General features: G+C 40.5%; 6 protein-coding genes. All 6 read left to right on the forward strand.

Annotated elements, in window-relative coordinates; all coding sequences use genetic code 11:
• Position 1 precedes the first annotated feature (1 nt).
• Positions 2 to 2350 (forward strand): glycoside hydrolase family 127 protein, encoded by a 2349-nt coding sequence (locus tag CBW18_RS00265; RefSeq protein WP_088299268.1) that lies wholly within the window; start codon positions 2 to 4, stop codon positions 2348 to 2350.
• A 124-nt stretch (positions 2351 to 2474) separates the two neighbouring features.
• Positions 2475 to 2972 (forward strand): phosphoheptose isomerase, encoded by a 498-nt coding sequence (locus CBW18_RS00270; protein ID WP_088299269.1) that lies wholly within the window; start codon positions 2475 to 2477, stop codon positions 2970 to 2972.
• Positions 2973 to 3129: 157 nt separating this feature from the next.
• Positions 3130 to 3858, forward strand: a complete 729-nt coding sequence (locus tag CBW18_RS00275; RefSeq protein ID WP_088299270.1) for an acyl-CoA desaturase — start codon at positions 3130 to 3132, stop codon at positions 3856 to 3858.
• Between the two features lie 292 nt (positions 3859 to 4150).
• Positions 4151 to 6607, forward strand: a complete 2457-nt coding sequence (locus CBW18_RS00280; protein ID WP_088299271.1) for a TonB-dependent receptor domain-containing protein — start codon at positions 4151 to 4153, stop codon at positions 6605 to 6607.
• Between the two features lie 263 nt (positions 6608 to 6870).
• Entirely contained in the window at positions 6871 to 10005 is a 3135-nt protein-coding gene (locus tag CBW18_RS00285; protein WP_172406410.1) for a SusC/RagA family TonB-linked outer membrane protein, read from the forward strand.
• 11 nt (positions 10006 to 10016) lie between these two features.
• The gene (locus CBW18_RS00290; protein ID WP_088299272.1) at positions 10017 to 11450 is read left to right on the forward strand and encodes a SusD/RagB family nutrient-binding outer membrane lipoprotein; all 1434 of its coding nucleotides are present in this window, start codon (positions 10017 to 10019) and stop codon (positions 11448 to 11450) included.
• Positions 11451 to 11455: the final 5 nt, after the last annotated feature.

The raw sequence follows: 11455 nt of genomic DNA on the forward strand, positions 1-11455 counted from the left end.
TATGAAACGGATCTTCATTTTTTTATTGATTGCTACATCTTCACTCCAAACAATTGCGCAGACCAAGAAACTGGAGGCCTTTTCACTAAAAGATGTGCGTTTGCTGGAAAGTCCGTTTCTCCAGGCAGAAGAAACGGATAAAACCTATATGCTTTCCCTCAATCCCGATCGCTTACTGGCACCTTATTTAAAAGAGGCAGGTCTCACCCCAAAAGCTGAATCTTATGGTAACTGGGAGAATACGGGGTTGGATGGCCATATTGGCGGGCATTATGTTTCGGCACTTTCACTCATGTACGCTGCTACAGGCGATGCAAAAGTGAAAGAAAGGCTGGATTATATGATTGATGAGTTGGAAAAATGCCAGTTAAAAAATGGAAATGGTTACCTATCCGGCGTTCCCGGAGGTAAAGAAATATGGGCAGAAATCAAATCCGGAAACATCAAAGCTTCCAGCTTCTCCCTGAATGGCAAATGGGTGCCCTTGTACAATATTCATAAAATTTTCGCGGGTTTACACGATGCTTATGCCGTGGCGGATAATGAAAAAGCGAAACAAATGCTGATCAGATTAACAGACTGGTGCATTGATTTGGTGGCTGGTTTATCCGATCAGCAGATTCAGGAGCTGTTAAAAAGTGAGCATGGTGGGTTGAATGAAATATTCGCGGATGTTTATGCCCTTACCGGGGATAAAAAATACCTGAAACTGGCCAGGCAATTTTCAGATCAATCCATTTTGAAGCCATTATTGGAACAAAAAGATGCTTTAAACGGTTTACATGCCAATACGCAAATTCCGAAGGTGATTGGTTTTGAGCAGATTGCACGGGTAGATCACGATGCCAGCTGGGCAAAGGCTGCAGGTTTTTTTTGGCAAACCGTGGTGAATAACCGCACGGTGGCCATTGGTGGAAATAGCGTAAGAGAACACTTCCATCCGGCTAACGATTTTTCTTCCATGCTCGAATCCAGGGAAGGACCGGAAACCTGTAATTCATATAACATGCTCAAGTTAACCAAACAGTTATTTCTTGATGCTCCTTCCATTAAATATTTAGATTATTATGAAAGAACACTATACAATCATATTCTAACTTCACAAAGGGCCGGTGGTGGTTTTGTTTATTTTACACCCATGCGCCCCGGGCATTACCGTACGTATTCCAATCCCCAGGAAAGTTTCTGGTGTTGTGTAGGCTCCGGTTTAGAAAATCATGGCAAATACGGCGAATTGATATATGCACATGACGATCAAAACCTGTACGTTAATCTTTTTATTCCATCAGTGATCAACTGGAAGGAAAAAGGCATTACCCTTACACAAAGAAATCAGTTTCCAAATCAGGAATTTACGCAGATGGTGTTAAAAATGGATAAAAAACAACAGTTTTCGATCCGTTTGCGCCATCCATCATGGGTTGCAGCAGGGCAAATGACTATCCTGGTGAATGGTAAAAAAATCATGGCAAAGGCGTTGGGTAATGGTTATGTGCGTATTGATCGGGTTTGGTCATCTGGTGACGTAATTAAAGTGGCACTACCCATGCACAATACCGCCCAGTTCATGCCTGATGGATCAGATTGGGTGGCCTTTCTTCATGGGCCAATCGTTTTAGCTGCAGAGCTGGATACCCTGTCGCAACCCAATTTAACTGCAGATGGCAGCAGGATGGGGCATATTGCTGCCGGTCCCTTATTCCCGCTGAGCGAGGCGCCATTGGTATCTGGTAAAAAAACAGATCTGGCACAGCAGCTTACACCGGTTAAAAATGAGTTGCTTACGTTCAGCGCAGAAAAGATAATTTACCAGCCTAAATATAAAAACCTCAAACTGGTTCCCTTTTATGAGTTGGCAGAGAAGCGTTATGTGGTATACTTCCCTTATACCAATCCAGAAAATCTGGAGGCAAAAGCTAAAGCGATTAAATTGGCTGAGACTGAAAAAATCAAGTTAGAACAGGAAACCGTTGACATTGTGCGTACGGGAGAGCAGCAGCCGGAATCAGATCATGGTTTTAAAGGTGAAGATACAGATAATGGAATTTTTCAGGACCAGCACTTTCGCGCGGGGAAGGGCTGGTTCAGTTATAATTTAGCGAATAAGGATTTGAAGGGGAAAAAGATCAGGCTTACTTTTTATGGCAAAGAAAAAAATAGAAATTTCCAAATCCTGATCAATCACGTAGTCGTGGAAAAAGTTAAACTTGATGGAAGTAAGGGCGATGTTTTTTATTCGCAGGATTTCGAAATCCCTGAAAACTTATTAAAATCACAGCTGGAATTGACATTAAAAGCCGAGCCCGGATCTGCCATTGCCAGTATTTTTGAAGTAAGGCTGGTGAAATAGGCAGCTGCAATTTTTTTAAGCAAGGTGTTCAGCGCACTTGAGAGCAGTGTTAAAATATCATATGGAAAAAAATAAAAGTTCAAAAGTGCTTTTTTAATTCCAAAGCATTATTTTTACGCCAATTATGGAAAATGATAAAAAAGAAATATTCGATAGCGTTGCGCAAAGATTAAAAATTGAAGGCTTTAATGTGGTAAACCGCGATGAAACACGCCCTTGGGGTGGTTTTTTTGTGATTGATGAAGCACAAGCTCAGCAATTTGCAGACACTTATTTTGATGGATTAGATGTAGAAAGCTTAAAAATTGGTGGTAAATTAAGTCCGAAGATTTTAATCGTAGCCCCAAATACCCGCCTGTCATGGCAATACCACCACCGCAGGGCAGAAATCTGGCAAGTGGTAACCGGTACGGTAGGCATTAAAACCAGTGAGACTGATGAAGAAGGAGAAGTTAAAAAATATGCACCTAAAGATCAGATCAAATTACAGCAGGGTGAGCGTCACCGCTTAATTGGTTTGGATGATTGGGGGGTAGTGGCCGAAATCTGGCAACATACAGATGCTTCAAATCCATCAGATGAAAGCGATATCGTAAGGGTTCAGGACGATTTCGGCAGATAATTTTTTTAAAAATAAAATATAAAAAGGCATGGATGAATTATTCTAAGTGCCTTTTTAACAACTTTCAGGTATTCGTTTAATTACGGATATTTGCCAGCGGAAAGATACCGAAAACTAAATGTCGGGAAATTCCGTTTATTAAGCATACACGTTATACATGATTATCCTTATTTTCTTTCTTTGCCATTGGTTCTTATCTCTTTTCAGCCAAACTTTTTTCCTCCACCGTTACTCATCACATAAAATGTTTAAAATGGAGCCTTTCTGGGAAAGGTTTTTTTATCTTGTTTTACTGATTTCTCAGGGTTCATCTTTTTTAAATCCAAGGGCTTATGCCATTTTACACCGGATGCATCATGCTTACAGTGATACAGAAAAAGACCCGCATTCGCCACATTTTTTTAAGGACGTTTTTGGGATGATGATCGCAACCAAAAATATGTACATGAATTATCTTCATTTTAAAATACAACCTGAACCTGCTTTCCAGGGGAATTATCCGGAATGGCCACTGGTAGACCGGATTGGTAATTCGTGGTTATGGAGAATAGGATGTGGCTTGTTCTATATTGGTTTCTACATCGCTTTTGCAAGCCATTGGTGGTTATTTATTTTATTGCCCGTTCACTTTTTGATGGGACCTTTACACGGTGCTATTGTAAATTGGTGCGGACATAAATATGGTTATTCCAATCACGATAATGATGATCACAGTAAAAATTCATTGCCATGGGATTTCCTTTTAATGGGTGAGTTGTTTCAGAACAATCACCACAAAAAACCAAACAGCCCTAATTTTGCAACCAAATGGTGGGAGTTTGATCCTACTTACCCGGTAATGAAGGTATTGCACTGGATGAAGATTATCAAAATTAGAAAGGTTTAATCCTGTTCCAATCAAAGCCTCACCTCAATTGAGGATAGCTTGTACAAAACATTTTACAGACTACTATATTTTACAAAGGCTGATGGATTTAATTCATCAGCCTTTTTTTTAAGCCATTTTGCGCAGGCATGTATATAAAATGTTTTATCTTTTCTCCTGTTGACCAGTATTTTACCGATAAAAATTGCACCTTTGCCGACTAAATTAACGTAGTGGCGTAAAAACTATTTTGAAGAATTGTAACAAAATGCAATTTGCGCAGACTAATAAACCATCATACTAACAAATTATAATGAAAAGAATTTTACTCTCGCTCCTGATATTTGGAACGTTTATTCATGCCAATGCCCAGTTTCCTGCAGGAGGTTTTGGCGGAGGCGCAAAGAAGCCCACAGTTTTCGGCCGGATAACGGCAACCATTTTAGATTCTGTAACCAAACAGCCTATAGATTATGCAACCGTATCATTAATCAGTGCTAAAGATAATAAATCCGTAAATGGTGGTGTAACTGATCCGAAAGGTAAGTTATCCTTGCAAAATGTAGCGCCTGATACTTACAAACTGATGATTGGATTTATGGGTTATAAAACCAAATCGGTTACGGTTACGACTACGCCTGCAAAGCCAGATCAGAATTTAGGAACGATCTATATTTCTTCTACAGAAAATTCACTGGCAGATGTTCAGGTGCAGGGTACCAAGGCAGTCATTGAAAATAAAATCGACAGAATGGTTTATAACGCAGAAGCTGACGGAACCAATGCGGGAGGAGATGCAACGGATGTGATGCGTAAAGTGCCTATGCTTTCAGTAGATGTTGACGGAAATGTTCAGTTGCGTGGGGGTGCGGTGCGGGTTTTAATCAATGGCAAACCATCCGGAACCATGGCCAGCAGCGTATCTGATGCTTTAAAAATGATTCCTGCAGAGCAGATTAAAAGTGTAGAAGTCATCACGAGTCCTTCTGCCAAATATGATGCAGAAGGCTCAGGAGGGATTATCAACATCATTACTAAAAAATCAAATGCACAGGGCGTAAGCGGAACCGTAAATACATCTGTTGGAACCAGGCAAAATAATGGTGCTTTTAACCTGACCGCTAAAACAGGTCGTTTAAGTGTGAATACCAGTTTGGGTGCAAACCTGGCTTATGCGCAGGATTCAAGATTATTATTTGAAAACATTACCCGTACAGATTCTGCCGGAACAAACAGGATAAACAGTATTATCCAGAATGGTGTTTCCAAATTCAGTCGCAATGGCTACAACGGAAGTTTTGGAGCAGATTATGATTTTAATGCCTATGATAATGTAAGTTCTACCTTTAAATATAATAATTTCTCTAATGGTGGTCCGGGTAGTGCCGACTATATTTTAAATGGTGTTCCGCTTAAAAACGTCAGCAACATGGATGTGGGTTTCAACAATTTCGACTGGAACGTTGATTATAAACATACCACCAAGAAAGAAGGTGAAGAATTTACCATTTCAGGTCAGTTATCATCAGGAAGTAATACCACGGATTTTGAGAATGAAATTATAGGAAGTCCTTTTCCGGCGATAAGCAGTAACAATATCGGCAGAAATAAAGAATATACTGCCCAAACAGATTATACTTATCCATTTAGCAAATCAACGATATTGGAAGTGGGAGCAAAAGGGATCTTCAGAAACATTAACAGTGAATTTTCAAATAATACCGCACAGGATTTTGAATATAGTCAGGATGTGGCCTCCGCTTATGGTGTGATCAGCTTTAAACTGAATAAAAAATTAAATTTTAAAGGTGGCTTAAGATCAGAATATACCGCAATCGATTTTAATACCGCACAAGGTGGTACCCAGAAAAACGACTATTTCAATTTATTCCCAAGTGCAATTATCTCACAAACATTAAAAGGGAACGCTACCTTAAAACTGAGTTATAACCGCAGGGTTCAAAGGCCAAGTTTAGCCTACCTGAATCCTTTCCGTAATGAGAGCGATCAATTCAATATCCGCCAGGGTGAGCCAACATTAAACCCGGAGCTGAGTGATAACCTTGAGCTTGGGTATTCTACCTTTATTAAAGGATCGGTCATCAATGCCTCTGTATTCTACCGCCGTACGGGTGGTGTAATTGAGAGTTCAATTACGCCTTTTAGAGAAGGAAGCCTGGATAAAACACTCACCACATATATCAACGTGGGTACTGCACAAACTTATGGTGCTAACTTATTTGGTTCATACAATCCAAAACCAAAATGGACTTTAATGACTAATCTTGGCGTAAATACCTATGAAGTAAGTAATACCCAAACCGGAGTAAGCACGGGTACGTTTTTAAATTATAATATTTTTGGCCGTTCGGCTTACGGTTTCGGTAAAGGATATAACTTCGAATTATTCGGCGTAGTTAATTCTCCAAGAAGAACCTATCAGGGTAAAACCGATGCAATGGTTTTTTACGGAGCCTCATTTAAAAAGGACATTCTGAATAAAAAGGGATCAATCGGAATCAATACTTTAAATCCTTTTACCCGCGATTTACACATTAAAACCGTGAATAATTCGGTAACTAATGTAGGTAATAAGGTAAGTACACTTTTCCAAAGTTCTAACATTTACTACCCATTGCGCTCGTTCGGTGTAAACTTTAGTTATTCTTTTGGTAAGTTGAAATTTACGGAAAAGAAAAAGATTAAAAACGACGATGTGAAGCAGGATCAGCAACAAGGTGGCGGAATGGGTGGAGGCTTACAGCAATAAACCAATATTTTTCTTATTTAAAGCGCTTTCGGGTTTAACCTGAAAGCGCTTTTTTTTGTGCCGGAAGTTTAGTGTGTGAAAAATACACTAAGATTTGTAATTTTTTTGATTGTTTAATTGTTATTGCCTGTTTTTGCTTCGTTCTGGGGTTGGTTTATACGGCTTTTTGCGGTATTTGAATGTATGTATGATATTTTGTGCGTGTTTTTTATGTTAAAAGGTTATCTTGCAGTGACTAACATCATCCATTTAAATCTTTAGATATGAAAAAAATCTTTACTTCACTTTTTTTTCTGTGTATTTTTTTAACCGGGCTTTCTGCCATAGCTCAGGTAAAAACCATTACAGGGAAAATTACGTCCGCTGAAGATGGAGGACCATTGCCAGGAGCCAGTATAAAAATTAAAGGTACCACTACCGGGACATCTACGGATGGAAATGGTGCTTTCAGTATCCAGGTTCCTTCAGCTAATGCAGTGCTACAGGTTAGTTTAGTAGGTTACAAACAGCAGGAAGTTACCATAGGTGATAAAACAGTCATTAGTGTTGCTCTTGCTTCAGATTCCCAACAACTTCAGGAAGTAACTGTTTCAACAGCATTAGGAATCACCAGGCAGGCGAAATCATTAGGTTATGCTGCACAAACTGTGGGTGATAAGGATCTTAACTTTAACCATCAGCCCAACTTAATTAATGCCTTGCAGGGTAAAGTTGCCGGTGCCACCATTTCAAGCACAGGTGGTGGTCCGGGGCAGGGAGCAAGCATTCGAATCAGAGGGGTAAACTCTATAGATCCGAACAGATCCGGTGATCCGCTTTATGTGATTGATGGTGTTCAGATTGATAACACCACCTCAACCCAGGGGGCAAACCCGAGCGGAAATGCGTATGGTTCAAGAGGGGTAACCAACAGGGCATCAGATATCAACCCAGAAGATATTGAGACCATTAATATTTTAAAAGGTGGGGCAGCAACGGCACTTTATGGTTTAAGGGGTGCAAATGGAGTGGTGGTGATTACCACAAAAAGAGGTAAGCAAAATGGCATCCAGATTAACCTCAACAGCAGTTATGGTTTTGATGAGGTGTTGATCAGTCCGAAAGTGCAAACCGAATATACGCAGGGTGTGCTCGGTGTGTACACCAACCCGCCGGGTGGTATCGGACCTGCCTGGGGTCCAACCATTGCAGAAGCTAAATTGATTGATCCAAGTCATCCAGATAAATTATATAACAATTACGATCAGGCATTCGGTACCGGTCAGCAAATTAAAAACTCCGTTTCTTTAACCGGAGGAAGTGATGTAGTCAAGTTTTTCTCTTCTGTTTCTCAGTTATACCAAAAGGGAATGATGCCAAATACCGACAACAGGAACCTCTCCGGGCGACTGAATACTGATTTTATTATCAGTCCGAAATTAAAGGCTTCTGTGAATATGAACTTTACCAATTCTGGTGGTTATACGTATAGTGCCGACCGGTTTGGTGAGGGTTTGGCTTATTTTTCACCGAGATATGACATAGCAGATTACCAGAATGCAGATGGCTCGCAAAAGTATTTGGGTACCAATAATCCAATATGGGGTACGGCCAATAATAAACTGAAAGGTGATGTAAACCGTTACATCGCCGGGGCAAGTCTAACCTATGATCCAACCAAATGGTTAAACTTTTCTTATCGCTTTGGCGTAGATACTTATAATGAAAACCGGGTAAGAACCGCTCGCGGTCCGATGTATACCGGAGAGGCTATGTACGATAATGATCAGGGTTACTACGGAGAATATAATTCAAAGTTCAGAACGTTGAACAGCACTTTTGTGGCAACACTCTCTACAAAATTAGGTGAGGATATTACCGGAACATTAAGATTGGGTCAGGAACTTTATGATAGAAGAATTAAAGAAACCGGAACGCTGGGAAGTATTTTAGGGATTTATAACTTCTTTAGTCTGGAGAATGCCAGTGTGCTTACCCCGAGTCAGGCCACAAGAGAGAAACGTTTAGTTGGCTATTTCGGAGAGGCTACTTTTGATTATAAAAATTTCCTTTTCTTAAGCGTTACAGGGAGAAATGATATCAGCTCTACCTTACCGAAGGAAAACAGATCTTTCTTTTATCCATCTGCCAGTTTAAGTTATGTATTTTCGGATCAGTTTAAATTACCAGCCGTCATCAGTCAGGCTAAATTAAGATTGTCATATGCCCGCATTGGGAAGGATGCAGCAGAGTATTCTACCTTTACGGGTTACACCCCATACCTTAATTTACCATCAGGAACAGGTGGCTTAACGATTGGATCCAATTTAGGCAATCCTGATCTACTGCCGGAGTTTACCAATACTTATGAGGGAGGTTTAGAGATGTCTTTTTTTAAAAATCGATTAGGTTTTGATTTAACCTATTATTACTCATTAAGTACAGACCAGATTATCCAAACACAAGTATCTTCTGCAGTGGGTTATGTGACCAAATCAATTAATGCCGGTGATATCAGAAACCGGGGGGTAGAACTGGTGATTAACGGTAAGCCCATTGTTGGAAAAGATTTTAACTGGGGCGTGAACCTTAATCTTTCTGCAAACCGCAACAAGGTGCTTTCCATGCCTAATGGCGTTACTGAAATCGTGTATGGTGCAGCGAGGGGCTATGGTAATGCAGGAGTAACCATGAAATTAATTGAGGGTCAGGCATATGGTAATATTTATGGGAGTTATTTCAACAGGTATTATGGAACGCAGGCAGAGAATCCAACGATTTTAGATAAAAATCTGCCTTTACTGATAGGTGCCAATGGGTTTCCAAGTATTTCGGGAGGGAAGCAAAAACTTTTAGGAAATTCCCAGCCAGATTATATTATTGGTTTCGGTAATAATTTCAGCTACAAAAACTTCAGTTTAAATGTCTTGTTTGATGCCCGCTTAGGTTTCGAAAAATACAACTGGCTCGAAGATTTCTATTCTGCCTTTGGTCTTCCGGATTATACGGCAGACAGAAGAACGACTAAAGTTTTTGATGGCGTGCTGGCCAACGGGCAACCCAATACCAAGCCTGTTTACATGGGGCAGGGCCTTGGACCAGATGGTAATAATTATGGTGAAGGTTACTATCGTATTCTGTATAGAAACGTTTCAGAACCTTTTGTTTCTGATGCTTCATGGGTGCGTTTGCGTTCGGCCAGTTTAAGTTACAGGTTCCCGCAACAATGGCTGCCGGCAAAAGCCATTAAAAGTGCATCCTTATCTGTTACAGGCAATAATTTATGGTTATGGACTAAATATTATGGCGTAGATCCTGAATCGAGTTCTTATGACTCGGGCAGTAACAATGATGGCTCTGCAGGTTTTACCTATCCATCAGCACGTACCATTATGTTTACCCTTAATGTTGGTTTTTAAAAAGAATTAAGATGCAAAAGATTATAAAATATACTTTTTTATCAGCCATGATGGCAACATTAGGCTTGCAGGGTTGTAAAGATAGCTACTTTGATAAACTATCTGATAATCCGAATCAGGTAACAGCACCAAGTTTAAATGCTTTGCTGGCTACTTCTACTTATAAGGCTGGTTTTAACAATTACAGCGTGGCCAGCATTATCCTTCCATATGTGCAATATACAGCCAACCCGGCGGCAAATGGTGCCGGAGATACCTTCCAGGCTATTGATTTCAGTGCCACCTGGGATTTGCTTTATTTTGCCATGGCTGATGCCAATGAAATGAAAAAACTGGCTGTAACACAAAATTCAAGTGAATATAAAGGTGTGGCCGATGTATTAATTGCCTATAACCTGATGATGGTGAATGACCTTTGGGGCGATGCACCATTTTCTGAAGCATTCAACATCAATAACCTGGTGCCAAAATATGATAAACAGCAAGATGTTTATGCGTCGACATTGGCACTGGTAGATGAGGCCATCACAGAACTATCTAAAACCAACTCTGCCATTAAACTGGCTGCAGCAAGCGATTTAATTTACGGCACTAATGTTTCTACTGAAAGGGCAAACTGGTTAAAAATGGCTTATGCACTAAAGGCCCGTTTGCTGAATAAGGTGAGTAAGTCCGGTACTTATAATCCTGCTGCTGTATTGGATGCGGTGAGTAAATCCTTTACGGGTAATGACGATGATGCCAGAATGCAGACCTTTAGAGAACGCAGTCCGTGGGCAACAGTGGCTTTAAATAATGAACAACAATCATTGGGTGGCTGGCTTTCAGAGCAGTTGATCGACGCTTTAAATGGAACAACCTATGGTGTCTTTGATCCGCGTTTGCAGAAAATTACAGATTTAACAGTAGATGGGAAATATATCGGAACAGTGAATGGTGCAGGAAACCGGGCTCCGGGTGCCAATACCCGAAAAGATGAAAATTACATTTCGCGCAACTCTCCATGGAGTGGAAACACATCGCCAATTTTTATCGTGACTTATGCAGAACTAAAATTTATTGAGGCTGAGGCCGCATTGAATATTGATCGGGCCAGATCCTATGCTGCTTATTTAGCAGCCATCCGGGCGAATATGGATAAATTCCAGGTTTCAGCCACAGATAAAGAAGCGTATATGGCGCAGCCAACAGTGGCGGTTGGTGCAGCTGCATTAACGAAAAGCTTAATTTTTAAGGAAAAATACATTGCCACTTATCTAAATCCGGAAGCCTGGAATGATGCCCGCCGCTTTGATTATCAATATAAAGATTTCACCATGCCGGTAAATGCTGCGTTGCCAACCTTTATTCGCCGCCTGGATTATCCTCAGGGTGAAAGAAGCAAAAATGGAGCAAACGTACCCATTGATGTCCCAAGGACAAGCAGGTTGTGGTGGGATCAGTAACATTT

This window comes from Pedobacter sp. AJM (assembly GCF_002197755.1).
Taxonomy (GTDB): domain Bacteria; phylum Bacteroidota; class Bacteroidia; order Sphingobacteriales; family Sphingobacteriaceae; genus Pedobacter.

What these genes read in the sequence shown, in the direction of transcription:
- CBW18_RS00265 (WP_088299268.1), top strand. Translation starts at nt 2, where the DNA reads ATGAAACGGATCTTCATTTTTTTATTGATTGCTACATCTTCACTCCAA.
- CBW18_RS00270 (WP_088299269.1), top strand. Translation starts at nt 2,475, where the DNA reads ATGGAAAATGATAAAAAAGAAATATTCGATAGCGTTGCGCAAAGATTA.
- CBW18_RS00275 (WP_088299270.1), top strand. Translation starts at nt 3,130, where the DNA reads ATGATTATCCTTATTTTCTTTCTTTGCCATTGGTTCTTATCTCTTTTC.
- CBW18_RS00280 (WP_088299271.1), top strand. Translation starts at nt 4,151, where the DNA reads ATGAAAAGAATTTTACTCTCGCTCCTGATATTTGGAACGTTTATTCAT.
- CBW18_RS00285 (WP_172406410.1), top strand. Translation starts at nt 6,871, where the DNA reads ATGAAAAAAATCTTTACTTCACTTTTTTTTCTGTGTATTTTTTTAACC.
- CBW18_RS00290 (WP_088299272.1), top strand. Translation starts at nt 10,017, where the DNA reads ATGCAAAAGATTATAAAATATACTTTTTTATCAGCCATGATGGCAACA.